This window comes from Cupriavidus taiwanensis, assembly GCF_900250115.1.
Classification (GTDB): Bacteria; Pseudomonadota; Gammaproteobacteria; order Burkholderiales; family Burkholderiaceae; genus Cupriavidus; species Cupriavidus taiwanensis_B.
The window spans coordinates 3,283,293-3,299,307 of sequence record NZ_LT984803.1; the positions used below are offsets into that span (position 1 = coordinate 3,283,293).

Annotated in this window: 11 protein-coding genes and 1 tRNA gene; 1 reads left to right on the forward strand and 11 read right to left on the reverse strand. The window is 63.6% G+C overall.

Going from position 1 to position 16,015, the window contains the following annotated elements; translation table 11 throughout:
• Positions 1 to 32: 32 nt before the first annotated feature.
• The 3 genes from recQ to rpoB form a co-directional block, all read right to left on the reverse strand.
• The gene (recQ, locus tag CBM2586_RS15395) at positions 33 to 1,880 is read right to left on the reverse strand and encodes a DNA helicase RecQ (protein WP_115688317.1); all 1,848 of its coding nucleotides are present in this window, start codon (positions 1,878 to 1,880) and stop codon (positions 33 to 35) included.
• A gap of 185 nt (positions 1,881 to 2,065) precedes the next feature.
• Positions 2,066 to 6,307: a DNA-directed RNA polymerase subunit beta' gene (gene rpoC / locus CBM2586_RS15400; protein ID WP_115688319.1), complete on the reverse strand. Its 4,242-nt coding sequence runs from the start codon at positions 6,305 to 6,307 to the stop codon at positions 2,066 to 2,068.
• A 114-nt stretch (positions 6,308 to 6,421) separates the two neighbouring features.
• Positions 6,422 to 10,528 (reverse strand): DNA-directed RNA polymerase subunit beta, encoded by a 4,107-nt coding sequence (rpoB, locus tag CBM2586_RS15405; RefSeq protein ID WP_115660928.1) that lies wholly within the window; start codon positions 10,526 to 10,528, stop codon positions 6,422 to 6,424.
• Here rpoB and CBM2586_RS15410 point away from each other — a divergent pair.
• A complete protein-coding gene (locus tag CBM2586_RS15410; RefSeq protein ID WP_165835220.1) occupies positions 10,409 to 10,771 on the forward strand; it encodes a hypothetical protein in 363 nt (120 codons plus the stop codon). The genes rpoB and CBM2586_RS15410 overlap by 120 nt on opposite strands.
• A gap of 185 nt (positions 10,772 to 10,956) precedes the next feature.
• On the opposite strand, the gene rplL is transcribed toward CBM2586_RS15410, so the two are convergent.
• From rplL to tuf, 8 genes are all read right to left on the reverse strand, one after another.
• On the reverse strand, positions 10,957 to 11,331 hold the full coding sequence (rplL, locus tag CBM2586_RS15415; protein WP_010810464.1) for a 50S ribosomal protein L7/L12: 375 nt from the start codon (positions 11,329 to 11,331) through the stop codon (positions 10,957 to 10,959).
• A 69-nt stretch (positions 11,332 to 11,400) separates the two neighbouring features.
• A complete protein-coding gene (gene rplJ, locus CBM2586_RS15420) occupies positions 11,401 to 11,922 on the reverse strand; it encodes a 50S ribosomal protein L10 (RefSeq protein WP_115660927.1) in 522 nt (173 codons plus the stop codon).
• Between the two features lie 409 nt (positions 11,923 to 12,331).
• Positions 12,332 to 13,027, reverse strand: coding sequence for a 50S ribosomal protein L1 (gene rplA, locus CBM2586_RS15425; RefSeq protein ID WP_042882511.1), 696 nt, complete (start codon positions 13,025 to 13,027; stop codon positions 12,332 to 12,334).
• Positions 13,028 to 13,459 (reverse strand): 50S ribosomal protein L11, encoded by a 432-nt coding sequence (gene rplK, locus CBM2586_RS15430; protein WP_010810467.1) that lies wholly within the window; start codon positions 13,457 to 13,459, stop codon positions 13,028 to 13,030.
• A 162-nt stretch (positions 13,460 to 13,621) separates the two neighbouring features.
• The gene (gene nusG, locus CBM2586_RS15435) at positions 13,622 to 14,203 is read right to left on the reverse strand and encodes a transcription termination/antitermination protein NusG (RefSeq protein WP_115660926.1); all 582 of its coding nucleotides are present in this window, start codon (positions 14,201 to 14,203) and stop codon (positions 13,622 to 13,624) included.
• A gap of 10 nt (positions 14,204 to 14,213) precedes the next feature.
• Positions 14,214 to 14,594, reverse strand: coding sequence for a preprotein translocase subunit SecE (secE, locus tag CBM2586_RS15440; protein ID WP_115660925.1), 381 nt, complete (start codon positions 14,592 to 14,594; stop codon positions 14,214 to 14,216).
• 59 nt (positions 14,595 to 14,653) lie between these two features.
• Positions 14,654 to 14,729, reverse strand: a tRNA-Trp gene (locus CBM2586_RS15445).
• Positions 14,730 to 14,812: 83 nt separating this feature from the next.
• Entirely contained in the window at positions 14,813 to 16,003 is a 1,191-nt protein-coding gene (gene tuf / locus CBM2586_RS15450) for an elongation factor Tu (protein ID WP_115688315.1), read from the reverse strand.
• Positions 16,004 to 16,015 lie beyond the last annotated feature (12 nt).

Consider the following 16,015-nt stretch of genomic DNA (forward strand, 5'->3'; position numbering starts at 1 on the left):
CCGACATCCGCCCGACCGATGGACACCAGCGGCTAGGTCCCGCGCAGGGTGTCCAGGATGCCTTGCCCGTAGCGTTCCAGCTTGGACGCACCAATCCCGGGAATGCCCTGCATCGCCGACAGCGATTGCGGCGCGGTGCGCGCCAGTTCGGCCAGCGTGGCGTCATGGAAAATCACGTAGGCCGGTACGCCGTGCTCCCGCGCCGCCTCGGTGCGCCAGCGGCGCAGCGCCTCCCAGTGGGCCAGCGTAGCCGCGTCCATGTCCGCGGTATGGTCGGTGCGGTTGCCGCGCGCCGCCCGCTCGCCGGACTTGCCCGGCTTGGCGGCCTGGCGTCGCAGGATGATCTGACGCTCGCCCTTGAGCACCTCGCGCGCGCGTTCACCCAGCAGCAGCGCGCCGTGGCCGCCGTGGTCGATCATCAGCAAGCCGTGGGCGATCAACTGGCGGAACACGGTGTGCCATTCATGCACCGAGCGGTCCTTGCCGATGCCGAAGGTCGAGACCTTGTCATGGCCCCATTGCTTGATCTTTTCCGAGGCATTGCCGCGCAGCACGTCGATCAGGTGGGTCGCGCCGAAGTGCACGCGGCTGGCCTGCGCGGTCCGGTAGACGCAGGACAGCGCCATCTGCGCCTCGCGCGTGCCGTCCCAGGTGGCGGGCGGCTCCAGGCAGGTATCGCAGTTGCCGCAGGGCTCGCTGGCTTCGTTGAAGTACGCGAGGATGCGCTGGCGCCGGCAGCCGGCGGTTTCGCACAAACCCAGCAGCGCATCAAGCTTGGCCGACGACACGCGCTTGAAGGCCTCGTCCGCCTCGGACTCGTCGATCATGCGCTTCTGCTGCACCACGTCGCCCAGGCCGTAGGCCATCCAGGCATTGGCGGGCAATCCGTCGCGCCCGGCGCGGCCGGTCTCCTGGTAATAGCCCTCCATGCTCTTGGGCAGGTCCAGGTGAGCGACAAAGCGTACGTCGGGCTTGTCGATGCCCATCCCGAAGGCGATCGTCGCCACCATCACCAGCCCTTCCTCTTCGCGGAAGCGCGCCTGGTGGTGCTGCCGCACCTGGGCGTCCATGCCGGCATGGTAGGGGAGCGCGTTGATGCCCTGGCCGCTCAGCCACTGCGCAGTGTCCTCGACCTTTTTGCGCGACAGGCAATAGACGATGCCGCTGTCATGGGTGCCGTCGGCCGCGGTATGTTCCGCCTTGATAAAGGCCAGCAACTGCTGGCGCGCGTTGTCTTTCTCGACGATGCGGTAGCGGATGTTGGGCCGGTCGAAGCTGGAGATGAAGATGCGCGCGTCGTGCAGCGCCAGCCGCTCGACGATCTCGTCGCGCGTCAGCGCGTCGGCGGTTGCGGTCAGCGCGATGCGCGGCACGTACGGGAAGCGCTCGTGCAGCACCGACAGCTGGATGTACTCGGGGCGGAAGTCGTGGCCCCATTGCGACACGCAGTGGGCTTCGTCGATCGCGAACAGGCCGACGCGGGTTCGCTCCAGCAGGTCAAGGAAGCGCGGCGTCATCAGCCGTTCCGGCGCCACGTAGAGAATCTCGATGCGCCCGGCCAGCAGGTCGCGCTCCACCGCGGAGGCCTCGGCGCCGGTCAGCGTCGAGTTGAGCACGGCGGCGCGCACGCCGGCCTCGGTCAGTGCCGCGACCTGGTCCTGCATCAGGGCGATCAGCGGCGACACCACGATGCCGACGCCATCGCCGCCACGCTGGCGCAGCAGCGCCGGGATCTGGTAGCACAGCGACTTGCCGCCGCCGGTCGGCATCAGCACCAGGCAATCGCCACCGGTGGCGACGTGGTCGATGATCTCGGCCTGCCGCCCGCGGAAGGCGTGGTAGCCGAAGACATCCTTGAGGATCGCCAGTGCGTGCGACATGGACAACGGAAATGCTGGAGCCGGAAAAGCCGTAACCTTACCACTAAGGGGGCCGGCCGCCGCGCCTGCGCGGCAAACTCTCCGATGTTTCTCACGAAAGGCTGCGCCGCGCGCCGACGACAAAAAAGCCCGGCTGGATCAGCCGGGCTTTGGTCCGCCTTGCGGCGGTAATTACTGCAACGGGATCAAGCGTTGTCGCCTTCGCCCTCGGTCGCCTGCACCACCGGCGGCTCGATGAAGAGCGACTGCTCTTCTTCGGCGATCGCCTGGGCGCGTTCGCGCTCGGAGGCCTCGCGCGCCTTGCGGGCACGGTGGTAGGCCAGGCCGGTACCGGCCGGGATCAGACGACCCACGATCACGTTTTCCTTCAGGCCACGCAGGTCGTCGGTCTTGCCCATGATCGCGGCCTCGGTCAGCACGCGCGTGGTTTCCTGGAACGATGCCGCCGAGATGAAGCTGTCGGTCGACAGCGACGCCTTGGTAATACCGAGCAGCAGGTTCTCGTAGGTTGCCGGACGCTTGCCTTCGGCGATCACGCGGTCGTTCTCGTCGAGCAGTTCCGAACGCTCCACCTGTTCACCCGGGATGAACTTGGTGTCGCCCACATCGACTATCTGCACGCGGCGCAGCATCTGGCGAACGATCACCTCGATGTGCTTGTCGTTGATCTTCACGCCCTGCAGACGGTACACGTCCTGGACTTCGTCGACGATGTAGTGCGCCAGCTCTTCGATGCCCTTCAGGCGCAGGATGTCGTGCGGATCCGCCGGACCTTCCACGATCATTTCGCCCTTGTTCACCACCTGGCCGTCGTGCACCAGCACCTGCTTTTCCTTCGCGATCAGGAACTCGTGGGCATTGCCGTCCAGGTCGGTGATGACCAGGCGCTGCTTGCCCTTGGTGTCCTTGCCGAACGAGGTCGTGCCGGTGACTTCCGCCAGCACGGCGGCGTCCTTCGGCGAACGCGCTTCGAACAGTTCGGCCACACGCGGCAGACCACCGGTAATGTCGCGGGTCTTTTGCGATTCGGTCGGGATACGCGCGAGCACTTCACCGACGTGCACCTGCTGGCCGTCCTTCACGGTAATCAGCGCGCCGACCTGGAAGCCGATGGTCACGGAATGGTCCGTGCCCGGGATCTTCACTTCCTGGCCGTTGGCGTCGAGCAGCTTCACCTGCGGGCGGATGCCCTTGGTTGCAGCCGTGCGGCGCTTGGCGTCGATCACCACCAGGGTCGACAGGCCGGTGACTTCGTCCATCTGCTTGGCGACGGTCACGCCCTCTTCGACGTTCTCGAACTTGATCGTGCCCGAGTACTCCGAAACGATCGGGCGCGTCAGCGCGTCCCAGGTAGCCAGTTGCGTGCCGGCCTTGATCGCCTGGCCGTCCTGCACCAGCAGCGTGGCGCCGTACGGGATCTTGTGGCGCTCGCGCTCGCGGCCATGGTCGTCGGTGATCAGCGCCTCGCCCGAACGCGAGATCACGATCAGTTCGCCCTTGGCGTTGGTCACGTAGCGCATGGTCGCGGTGAAGCGGACCGTACCGGTCGCCTTCGCTTCCACGCTCGATGCCACTGCCGCACGCGATGCCGCACCACCGATGTGGAAGGTACGCATGGTCAGCTGCGTGCCCGGCTCACCGATCGACTGCGCGGCGATCACGCCCACGGCTTCGCCCGAGTTCACCAGCACGCCGCGGCCCAGGTCGCGGCCGTAGCACTTGGCGCACAGGCCGTAGCGCGTGTCGCACGACAGCGGGGTGCGGACCTTGACTTCGTCGACGCCGATGTTGTCGATCAGCTCGACCAGGTCTTCGTCCAGCAGCGTGCCGGATTCGATCGCGGTTTCCTGGGTTTCCGGGTTGACCACGTCGGCCACGGTCACGCGGCCGAGGATACGGTCGCGCAGGGCTTCGATCACTTCACCGCCTTCGACCAGGGCCTTCATGGCCACACCGTTGGAGGTGCCGCAATCGTCTTCCACCACCACCAGATCCTGGGTCACGTCGACCAGACGACGGGTCAGGTAACCCGAGTTCGCGGTCTTCAGTGCCGTATCGGCCAGGCCCTTACGCGCGCCGTGGGTCGAGATGAAGTACTGCAGAACGTTCAGGCCTTCACGGAAGTTCGCCGTAATCGGCGTTTCAATGATCGAGCCATCCGGCTTGGCCATCAGGCCACGCATGCCGGCCAGCTGGCGGATCTGCGCGGCGGAGCCCCGTGCGCCCGAGTCGGCCATCATGTAGATGGAGTTGAACGACTCTTGCTTCACGGTCTTGCCTTCGCGGTCGACCACGTCTTCGTGCTGGAGCTGCTCCATCATCGCCTTGCCCACCTGGTCGCCGGCGGCGCCCCAGATGTCAACGACGTTGTTGTAGCGCTCCTGGTCGGTCACCAGGCCCGACATGTACTGCTTGTCGTATTCCTTCACCTTCGCCGAGGCCTCGGCGATGATCTTTTCCTTCGCCGGCGGCACCAGCATGTCGTCGATCGCGATCGAGATACCGGCGCGGGTTGCCAGGCGGAAGCCCGACTGCAGCAGCTTGTCGGCGAAGATCACGGTCTCGCGCAGGCCGCAGCGGCGGAACGCCGTGTTGATCAGGCGCGAGATTTCCTTCTTCTTCAGCGGCTTGTTCAGCACCGAGAACGGCAGGCCCTTGGGCAAGATCTCGGACAGGATCGCGCGGCCGACCGTGGTGGCCTGCAGCGTGATCTTGGGCGCGAAACGTGCATCGCCCTCGGCGTCCTTGTCGACCAGTTCATACTCGGTGATACGCACGTTCACGCGCGAAGCCAGTTCGACTTCCTTGTTCTCGTACGCGCGGATCACTTCGCTGATGTCGGCGAAGGTCATGCCTTCGCCCTTGCCGTTGATCTTGTCGCGGGTGGTGTAGTACAGGCCCAGCACCACGTCTTGCGACGGCACGATCGACGGGTCGCCGTTGGCCGGGAACAGCACGTTGTTGGAGGCCAGCATCAGGGTGCGGGCTTCCATCTGCGCTTCCAGCGACAGCGGCACGTGGACAGCCATCTGGTCACCGTCGAAGTCGGCGTTGAACGCCGCGCAGACCAGCGGGTGCAGCTGGATCGCCTTGCCTTCGATCAGCACCGGCTCGAATGCCTGGATGCCCAGGCGGTGCAGCGTCGGCGCGCGGTTCAGCATCACCGGGTGCTCGCGGATCACCTCTTCGAGGATGTCCCACACCACCGGGGTCTGGCTTTCGACTTCCTTCTTCGCCGCCTTGATGGTGGTGGCGATGCCCATCGTTTCCAGCTTGTGGAAGATGAACGGCTTGAACAGCTCGAGCGCCATCAGCTTGGGCAGGCCGCACTGGTGCAGCTTGAGCGTCGGGCCGACCACGATGACCGAACGGCCCGAGTAGTCGACGCGCTTGCCCAGCAGGTTCTGACGAAAACGGCCGCCCTTGCCCTTGATCATTTCGGCCAGGGACTTCAGCGGACGCTTGTTGGCGCCGGTCATGGCCTTGCCGCGACGGCCGTTGTCCAGCAGCGAGTCAACCGCTTCCTGCAGCATGCGCTTTTCGTTGCGCACGATGATCTCAGGGGCCTTCAGCTCCAGCAGGCGCTTCAGGCGGTTGTTACGGTTGATGACGCGGCGGTACAGGTCGTTCAGGTCCGAGGTCGCGAAGCGGCCGCCGTCCAGCGGCACCAGCGGGCGCAGCTCAGGCGGCAGCACCGGCAGCACCTCGAGGATCATCCACTCGGGCTTGATGCCCGAACGCTGGAAGGCCTCGAGCACCTTCAGGCGCTTGGCGAACTTCTTGATCTTGGCTTCGGAACCGGTAGCCTGCAGCTCGGCGCGGATCTGTTCGATCTGCTTCTCGATGTCGATGCCGCGCAGCAGTTCACGGATGCCCTCGGCACCCATCATGGCGACGAACTCACCCTCGCCGTACTCGTCGCACTTCGCCAGGTAGTCGTCTTCGGACATGATCTGGCTCTTCTTGAGCGGGGTCATGCCGGGTTCGATCACGACGAATGCTTCGAAGTACAGCACGCGCTCGATGTCGCGCAGCGTCATGTCCAGGACCATGCCCAGGCGCGACGGCAGCGACTTCAGGAACCAGATGTGCGCGGTCGGCGCGGCCAGTTCGATGTGGCCCATGCGCTCGCGGCGCACCTTGGCCAGCGTCACTTCAACGCCGCACTTCTCGCAGATCACGCCACGGTGCTTCAGGCGCTTGTACTTGCCGCACAGGCACTCGTAGTCCTTGATCGGGCCAAAGATCTTGGCGCAGAACAGGCCGTCGCGCTCCGGCTTGAACGTACGGTAGTTGATCGTCTCCGGCTTCTTCACTTCGCCGTACGACCACGAACGGATCTTCTCGGGCGAGGCCAGGCCGATCTTGATCGCGTCGAACTGCTCTTCCTGCTGTACCTGCTTAAAGAGATCGAGCAATGCTTTCATTGCAACTCCTTGTTTCGCCACCGTCCCGGAGTCTGTCCGGATCGGCGGCATTCATTCTGTGGGAAATCCTGCGCTGGTGAGTGCCGGCCGCAGCCGGCACCCGCATCGGCTCGATCAGTAGCGATCGAGGTCGATATCGATACCCAGCGAGCGGATTTCCTTCACCAGCACGTTGAACGATTCCGGCATGCCGGCGTCGATCGAGTGCTCGCCCTTGACGATGTTCTCGTACACCTTGGTACGGCCGTTCACGTCATCGGACTTGACCGTCAGCATTTCCTGCAGCACGTACGACGCGCCGTAGGCTTCCAGTGCCCACACTTCCATCTCACCGAAACGCTGGCCACCGAACTGGGCCTTGCCGCCCAGCGGTTGCTGCGTCACCAGCGAGTACGGGCCGGTGGAACGCGCGTGCATCTTGTCGTCGACCAGGTGGTGCAGCTTCAGCATGTGCATCACACCCAGCGTGACCGGACGCTCGAACGCTTCGCCGGTGCGGCCGTCGAACAGCGTGACCTGCTGCTTGGAGGCGGTCAGACCCTTCTCCTTCGCGATCTCTTCCGGATAGGCGAGGTCCAGCATGCGGCGGATTTCGTCCTCATGCGCACCGTCGAACACCGGCGTCGCGAACGGCACGCCCTTCTTCAGGTTGTCGGCCAGTTCCAGGACTTCCGAATCCGACAGGCTGTCGAGGTCTTCGACCTTGCCGCTCTCGTTGTAGATCTGCGTGAGCAGGTTGCGCACTTCGGCTGCCTTGGCTTGCGCCTTCAGCATGTTGCCGATGCGCTCGCCCAGACCGCGCGCGGCCCAGCCCAGGTGCGTCTCGAGAATCTGACCCACGTTCATCCGCGAAGGCACGCCCAGCGGATTCAGCACGATGTCGGCGGGCGTACCGTCGGCCATGTACGGCATGTCTTCGATCGGGGTGATCTTCGACACCACACCCTTGTTGCCGTGACGGCCGGCCATCTTGTCGCCAGGCTGCAGGCGGCGCTTGACGGCCAGGTACACCTTGACCATCTTGATCACGCCCGGCGGCAGTTCGTCGCCCTGGGTGAGCTTCTTGCGCTTCTCTTCGAAGGCCAGGTCGAACTCGTGGCGCTTCTGCTCGATGGCTTCCTTGACGGCTTCCAGCTGGGCAGCCAGTTCCTCGTCGGCCGGACGGATGTCGAACCAGTGGTACTTGTCGATATCCGCCAGGTATTCCTTGGTGATCTTGGCACCCTTGGCCAGCTTCTTCGGACCGCCGTTGACGGTCTTGTCGACCAGCAGGCGCTCCAGACGCTGGAAGGCATCGCCTTCCACGATACGCAGCTGGTCGTTCAGGTCGAGGCGATAGCGCTTCAGTTCGTCGTCGATGATCGACTGGGCACGCTTGTCGCGGGTCACGCCTTCGCGGGTGAAGACCTGCACGTCGATCACGATGCCGCTCATGCCCGACGGCACGCGCAGCGAGGTGTCCTTCACGTCCGACGCCTTCTCGCCGAAGATCGCGCGCAGCAGCTTCTCTTCCGGGGTCAGCTGGGTCTCGCCCTTCGGCGTGACCTTGCCCACCAGCACGTCGCCGGCTTCGACCTCGGCACCGATGTAGGTGATGCCCGACTCGTCCAGGCGAGCCAGCTGGGCTTCTGCCAGGTTCGAGATATCGCGCGTGATTTCCTCCGGTCCCAGCTTGGTGTCGCGGGCGACGACCGACAGTTCCTCGATGTGGATCGAGGTATAGCGGTCTTCGGCCACCACACGCTCCGAGATCAGGATCGAATCCTCGAAGTTGTAGCCGTTCCACGGCATGAACGCCACCAGCATGTTCTGGCCCAGGGCCAGTTCGCCCAGGTCAGTCGAGGCGCCGTCGGCGATGACGTCGCCGCGGGCCACGTGGTCGCCCACCTTGACCATCGGACGCTGGTTGATGTTGGTGTTCTGGTTCGAGCGCGTGTACTTGATCAGGTTGTAGATGTCCACGCCGACTTCACCGGCCACGGCTTCGTCGTCGTTCACGCGGATCACGATACGCATCGCGTCGACGTAGTCGACCACGCCGCCACGCATCGCCTGCACGGCAGTACCCGAGTCGACCGCAACGGTGCGCTCGATGCCGGTACCGACCAGCGGCTTGTCCGGACGCAGGCAAGGCACGGCCTGACGCTGCATGTTCGCGCCCATCAGTGCACGGTTCGCGTCATCGTGTTCCAGGAACGGCACCAGCGAGGCAGCGGCCGACACGATCTGCGACGGCGCCACGTCGATGTACTGCACGCGGTCCGGCGTGACCATACGGGTTTCACGCTCGGAGCCTTCACGCGCGGACACCAGTTCGTCGGTCAGGTTGCCGTCGGCGTCGACGGTCGCGTTGGCCTGCGCCACCACGTACTTGCCTTCCTCGATCGCGGACAGGTAGTCGACCTGGTCGGTCAGCTTGCTGTTCTCGACCTTGCGGTACGGGGTTTCCAGGAAGCCGTACTCGTTCAGGCGCGCATACAGTGCCAGCGAGTTGATCAGACCAATGTTCGGACCTTCCGGCGTTTCGATCGGGCACACGCGGCCGTAGTGGGTCGGGTGCACGTCGCGGACTTCAAAGCCGGCGCGCTCGCGGGTCAGACCGCCCGGGCCCAGTGCGGAGACACGACGCTTGTGCGTGATCTCGGACAGCGGGTTGGTCTGGTCCATGAACTGCGACAGCTGCGACGAACCGAAGAACTCGCGGATCGCCGACGAGATCGGCTTCGAGTTGATCAGGTCGTGCGGCATCAGGTTCTCGGTCTCGGCCTGGCCCAGACGTTCCTTGACGGCACGCTCCACGCGCGACAGGCCGGCGCGGAACTGGTTCTCGGCCAGTTCGCCGACACAACGCACGCGGCGGTTGCCCAGGTGGTCGATATCGTCGACTTCGCCCTTGCCGTTGCGCAGGTTGACCAGGATCTTGATGGTCTCGAGGATGTCCTCGTCCTGCAGCACCATGGCGCCCTCACCGCTGGGACGGCCCAGGCGGCTGTTGACCTTCATGCGGCCAACGCGCGACAGGTCGTACGACTCTTCGCTGTAGAACAGGCGCTGGAACAGCGCTTCCACGGCTTCTTCGGTCGGCGGCTCGCCCGGGCGCATCATGCGGTAGATCGCGATGCGCGCGGCGGTCTGGTCGGCGGTCTCGTCCACGCGCAGGGTCTGCGACATGTACGGGCCCTGGTCCAGGTCGTTGGTGTACAGGGTCTGGATCTGCTTGACGCCGGCTTCGCGCAGGTTTTCCAGCAGCGCCTCGGTCAGTTCGTCGTTGGCATTGGCAATCACCTCGCCGGTATCCGGGTCGATGATGTTCTTCGCCAGCACGCGGCCCAGCAGGTAGTCTTCCGGCACGCTGATCAGCTTGGTGCCGGCCGAATCCAGGTCGCGGATGTGCTTGGCGTTGATCCGCTTGTCCTTCTCGACCACCACGCGGCCATTCTTGTCGGCGATGTCGAAGCGCGCGACTTCACCGCGCAGGCGCTCGGGCACGAACTCCAGCTGCGCGCCTTCCGACTGCAGCGTGAAGTTGTCGAACACGAAGAAGTGCGCCAGGATCTGTTCCGGGGTCAGTCCGATCGACTTCAGCAGGATCGTCACCGGCATCTTGCGGCGGCGGTCGACGCGGAAGTACAGGATGTCCTTCGGATCGAATTCGAAGTCCAGCCACGAACCGCGGTAGGGGATGATGCGTGCCGAGAACAGCAGCTTGCCCGAGCTGTGGGTCTTGCCCTTGTCGTGCTCGAAGAACACGCCCGGCGAGCGGTGCAGCTGCGAGACGATGACACGCTCGGTGCCGTTGATGACGAACGAACCCGTGGAAGTCATGAGCGGAATCTCGCCCATGTAGACTTCCTGCTCCTTCACTTCCTTGACCTTGCCCGGGTTCTCGCGATCGTTGATGATCAGGCGAACCTTGGCGCGCAGGGCCGAATGGAACGTCAGGCCACGCTGCTGGCATTCCTTGACGTCGAACGGCGGATTGGAGAGGTGATACGAGACGAACTCCATACGGGCGAGCCCGTTATGCGAGGAGATCGGGAAAATTGCGTTGAAAGCGGCCTGGAGGCCTTCGGTCTTGCGACGTGCGGGCGGCGTATCCGCTTGCAAGAACTGGGTGTAGGATTCAATCTGGGTGGCAAGCAGGAATGGAACCTGATGTACCGTCGCGCGCTTCGCAAAGCTTTTGCGAATGCGCTTCTTTTCGGTGAAGCTGTACGCCATGGGATCTCCGAATCATCGCAGGGCTGGCTGGACCTGGCCGGACCTGAGGTGTTCAGCGACTGGGAGGGGATTTGGCGGTTGGCCGCTACCAACCTCTGGCTGACGGTGTCCGCACGCTGCGGGCGGTGTGGTCGTCGCTTCAGCGCAACGCCTGTACTCGCCCGGGGGACACCCGACCAAACTTGTCTTCTGCAGTCGGTTCAGAAGACAAACATCAGCAGCAACCACTTAGTGTGCCACTGATGTTTGGCCTCTGCTGAATCGCGAGCAAAACCGCCGCCGCCGCGAGCCGCAAACATCACTTTATCCGCATTATCGCTGTGCGGAGTGGTGACTAAAACACAATCGCACAAGCGCAAAAAGGCTGGCGCCGGGAATATCCCTTTGCCAGCCCCATTCGCGTGCCGCGAGGGCACGCGAGTACAGCATTACTTGACGTCGACCTTGGCGCCAGCGTCTTCCAGCTTCTTCTTGGCTTCGGCAGCGGCAGCCTTGTCCACGCCTTCCTTGACGGGCTTCGGTGCGCCATCGACCAGGTCCTTGGCTTCCTTCAGGCCCAGGCCGGTGATTTCGCGAACGGCCTTGATGACGCCGACCTTGTTGGCGCCGACTTCGGCCAGGATCACGTTGAACTCGGTCTGCTCTTCAGCAGCGGCGGCACCGCCAGCGCCCGGAGCAGCAGCCACGGCCATGGCAGCAGCCGACACGCCAAACTTCTCTTCGAACGCCTTGACCAGGTCGTTCAGTTCCATCACGGACATCGCGCCAACGGCTTCCAGGATGTCGTCTTTGGTGATTGCCATTTGAAATACTCCTACTAGATTTGATTCGGTATCGGTAATGCGATCTTGCGATGCGCGGCCTGGATTGCCTTAGGCGCCGGCAGCTTCCGCTTCCGCGGGAGCGCCTTCTTCCTTCTTGGCGGCCAGAGCAGCCAGCAGACGGGCGAAGCCCGACACCGGTGCCTGCATCACGCCCAGCAGCTGAGCAATCAGTTCGTCGCGGGTCGGGATCGAGGCCAGCGCCTTCACGGCGGCAGCGTCGAGAACCTTGCCGTCATACGACCCGGCGCGCAGGACCAGCTTGTCGTTGGTCTTGGCGAAGTCGTTCAGAACCTTGGCCGAGGCCACTGCATCTTCGGAAATACCGTAGATCAGCGGACCGGTCATCTGCTCTGCGAGGCCTGCAAACGGCGTACCTTCGACGGCGCGGCGAGCCAGCGTGTTTTTCAGAACACGCAGGTACACGCCTTGCTGGCGAGCGGCAGCACGCAGCTTGGTCAGATCGCCAACCGCAATGCCGCGATATTCGGCGACGACGATGGTCTGGGCCTTGGCGACTTGCGCCGAGACCTCAGCAACGACGGCCTTCTTATCTTCAATATTGAGTGGCACGGTTAAGCTCCAAAATGACGCTGTGTCTCCGGCAATACCGGAGCCTTCACGTCAGCACAAACGAACGGCGTCCGATTGGCCCGAATCACCCGGGTCAGTGCCCGGTTGCTTCAATCCCTTCGGGTGCGCCATCTGCGCTGGCTGGCCGGAGGACGTCGCTCAGGCTTGGAGGCCTTCCCGCACGTTCCGACCGATTAAGCCCTCACCGCAACACTGCCGCGGACAAGGACACCAGCGGTCTTTGATAACCAGCAGTGCCCGCCGATGCTTGCGCATCCGGCCGGACACCACTGCCCAAAGCCATGCTCCATTCCTTGCGGTCCGGAGACGACCCTCGCCATTGGCCAGGGTCTTCAATTCTTCTTGCCGACCGGTGTTATCGGGTGCCGGTCAGCAATCTGCCGTCAGCTCAGGCTGCCAGCGTAGCCTGATCGACACGCACGCCGACGCCCATGGTCGACGAAACGGCGACCTTGCGCAGGTACACGCCCTTGCTGGTGGCCGGCTTGGCCTTGACCAGCGCGTCCAGCAGCGCGGCCAGGTTGCTCTTCAGCGCGGTGTCTTCGAACGAACGGCGGCCGATGGTGGCGTGGATGATACCGGCCTTGTCGACACGGAACTGGACCTGACCGGCCTTGGCGTTCTTCACAGCCTGGGCCACGTCGGGGGTCACGGTACCGACCTTCGGGTTCGGCATCAGGCCGCGCGGGCCCAGGATCTGGCCCAGCGTACCGACGATACGCATCGTGTCCGGCGAAGCGATCACGACGTCGAAGTTCAGGTTGCCGGCCTTGACTTGCTCGGCCAGGTCTTCCATGCCGACGATGTCAGCACCGGCGGCCTTGGCGGCCTCGGCCTTCTCGCCCTGGGCGAACACAGCCACGCGCACCGACTTGCCGGTACCGGCGGGCAGCACCACGGAACCACGAACCACCTGGTCCGACTTCTTGGCGTCGATGCCCAGTTGCACGGCCACGTCGATCGATTCGTCGAACTTCGCCGAGGCGCAGCCCTTCACCAGGCCCAGGGCCTCGTCGATCGGGTAGAACTTGGTACGCTCGATCTTCGCCTTGTTGGCGGCGACGCGCTTGGAAACCTTAGCCATTTACAGACCCTCCACGGTGATGCCCATCGAACGAGCCGAACCGGCGATGGTACGCACGGCGGCGTCCAGGTCGGCGGCGGTCAGGTCAGCGTTCTTGGCCTTGGCGATTTCTTCAGCCTGGGCGCGGGTGATCTTGCCAACCTTGTCGGTGTGGGGCTTCGGCGAACCCTTGGTGATGCCGGCTGCCTTCTTGATCAGCACGGTCGCCGGCGGCGACTTCATCACGAAGGTGAAGCTCTTGTCGGCGAAGGCGGTAATCACCACCGGCACCGGCAGACCAGGCTCCATGCCTTGGGTCTGGGCGTTGAACGCCTTGCAGAACTCCATGATGTTCAGACCACGCTGACCCAGTGCGGGACCAACGGGCGGGGAGGGATTTGCCTTACCAGCCGGAATCTGCAGCTTGATAAAGCCAATGATCTTCTTGGCCATCTCTACTCCAATCCGGACCGCTCCACGGAGGGGTTGCGATCCTGTTGAGTCGTAACGCGCTGTCGCCGCACCGTTGGCACGGCCTCACGCTCCTCTTTGGCAGTGCCCTGGGGCACTGCCTTTGCCGGTTGCCGCCCCTTCGGCCGACAACCTGCAAATTCTTTAAACCTTCTCGACCTGACCGAACTCGAGCTCGACCGGCGTGGCACGCCCGAAGATGGTGACCGAGACGCGCAGGCGCGATTTCTCGTAGTTCACTTCTTCCACGTTGCCGTTGAAGTCGGTGAACGGACCATCCTTGACGCGCACCATTTCGCCCACTTCGAACAGCGTCTTGGGACGCGGCTTCTCGACCCCTTCCTGCATCTGGGTCATGATCTTGTCGACTTCGCGCTGCGAAATCGGGCTCGGGCGATTGCGGGCACCGCCCACGAAACCTGTGACCTTGCTGGTGTTCTTCACCAGGTGCCAGGTCTCGTCGGTCATTTCCATCTCGACCAGCACGTAGCCGGGGAAGAAACGACGCTCGGTGACCGACTTGTGGCCACCCTTGATTTCCACCACTTCTTCGGACGGCACCAGGATGCGGCCAAACTTGTCCTGCATCTCGGCGCGCTCGATGCGCTCCTGCAGCGCGCGTTGCACGCTCTTCTCCATGCCGGAGTAGGCATGCACGACATACCAGCGCTTCTTCGACGAAGGCGATTCCGGCGCGGCGTTTTCCTGCTGGGCGTTATCCGTCATGTGCTACCTCTTATTTCCAGCCCAGCACGAGCGAGAACACGACCCACTCGATGAGCTTGTCCGCCGACCACAGGAACAGGGCCATGACGACGACAAAGACAAAAACCAGTCCCGTCATCTGCCCGGCTTCCTTGCGCGTCGGCCAGACGACCTTGCGAACTTCCCGATACGATTCCTTGGCGAACCCGATAAAGTCCTTGCCCGGTGCCGACACCAGCGCAACCGCGATACCCAGTGCAATACCACCGAACAGTGCGGCGCCACGTACATAAGACGGTTGCTGTGCCAGTGCATAGAAACCGATGACGCCCGCCACCACCAGCAGCACCGCGACGCCAAGCATCCACTTGCCGCTGCTGGCATTCACGGTTTCAACATTGGGATTGGCCATGTTTCGCAAACGAGACTAAGCCGCGTCACGATTGTTCCTCGCGACGCGGCTGATTGATTTGGCAGGGGCAGAGGGAATCGAACCCCCAACCTTCGGTTTTGGAGACCGACGCTCTGCCAGTTGAGCTATACCCCTAAAACAACTTCGGGGTCGACGCTTGCGCCAACCCCTCTGGCAACAAATGCGGCCGGTTGGTGCCGCATTCGCTATCGAACAGCTTAGTCGAGGATCTTTGCCACGACGCCGGCGCCGACGGTACGGCCACCTTCGCGGATAGCGAAGCGCAGGCCTTCTTCCATGGCGATCGGGGCGATCAGCTTGACCGTGATCGACACGTTGTCACCCGGCATGACCATTTCCTTGTCCTTCGGCAGCTCGATCGAGCCGGTCACGTCGGTGGTGCGGAAATAGAACTGCGGGCGGTAGTTGTTGAAGAACGGGGTGTGACGGCCGCCTTCGTCCTTCGACAGGATGTACACCTCGCCGGTGAAGTGGGTGTGCGGCTTGATCGAGCCCGGCTTGCACAGCACCTGGCCGCGCTCGACGTCTTCACGCTTGGTGCCGCGCAGCAGCAGACCGACGTTGTCGCCAGCCTGGCCCTGGTCCAGCAGCTTGCGGAACATTTCCACGCCGGTGCAGGTGGTCTTCACGGTCGGCTTGATACCGACGATTTCGATTTCTTCGCCGACCTTGATCACGCCGCGCTCGATACGGCCGGTCACCACGGTGCCGCGACCCGAGATCGAGAACACGTCTTCCACCGGCATCAGGAAGGTACCGTCAACGGCACGCTCCGGCGTCGGGATGTAGTTGTCCAGCGCGTCGGCCAGGTTCATGATGGCCACTTCGCCCAGTTCGCCCTTGTCGCCTTCCAGCGCCAGCTTGGCCGAACCCTTGATGATCGGGGTGTCGTCGCCGGGGAACTCGTACTTGCTCAGCAGCTCGCGCACTTCCATCTCGACCAGCTCGAGCAGTTCGGCGTCGTCCACCATGTCGCACTTGTTCAGGAACACGATGATGTACGGCACGCCAACCTGGCGAGCCAGCAGGATGTGCTCGCGGGTCTGCGGCATCGGGCCGTCAGCGGCCGAGCACACCAGGATCGCGCCGTCCATCTGGGCGGCACCCGTGATCATGTTCTTCACATAGTCGGCGTGGCCCGGGCAGTCAACGTGCGCGTAGTGGCGGTTGGCCGTCTCGTATTCGACGTGCGCGGTGTTGATGGTAATACCGCGGGCCTTTTCTTCCGGCGCTGCGTCGATTTCGTCGTACTTCTTGGCGGCACCGCCGAACTTCGCTGCCAGCACCGTGGCGATCGCTGCGGTCAGCGTGGTCTTGCCATGGTCAACGTGACCAATCGTACCAACGTTCACGTGCGGCTTGGTCCGCTCGAACTTTTCCTTTGCCATTTCGCGACTCCT

Coding starts and splice junctions, on each gene's coding strand:
- tuf (WP_115688315.1), bottom strand. CDS start 16,003: ATGGCAAAGGAAAAGTTCGAGCGGACCAAGCCGCACGTGAACGTTGGT.
- rpoB (WP_115660928.1), bottom strand. CDS start 10,528: ATGGCGTACAGCTTCACCGAAAAGAAGCGCATTCGCAAAAGCTTTGCG.
- rplK (WP_010810467.1), bottom strand. CDS start 13,459: ATGGCCAAGAAGATCATTGGCTTTATCAAGCTGCAGATTCCGGCTGGT.
- recQ (WP_115688317.1), bottom strand. CDS start 1,880: ATGTCGCACGCACTGGCGATCCTCAAGGATGTCTTCGGCTACCACGCC.
- nusG (WP_115660926.1), bottom strand. CDS start 14,203: ATGACGGATAACGCCCAGCAGGAAAACGCCGCGCCGGAATCGCCTTCG.
- rplA (WP_042882511.1), bottom strand. CDS start 13,027: ATGGCTAAGGTTTCCAAGCGCGTCGCCGCCAACAAGGCGAAGATCGAG.
- rpoC (WP_115688319.1), bottom strand. CDS start 6,307: ATGAAAGCATTGCTCGATCTCTTTAAGCAGGTACAGCAGGAAGAGCAG.
- rplL (WP_010810464.1), bottom strand. CDS start 11,331: ATGGCAATCACCAAAGACGACATCCTGGAAGCCGTTGGCGCGATGTCC.
- secE (WP_115660925.1), bottom strand. CDS start 14,594: ATGGCCAATCCCAATGTTGAAACCGTGAATGCCAGCAGCGGCAAGTGG.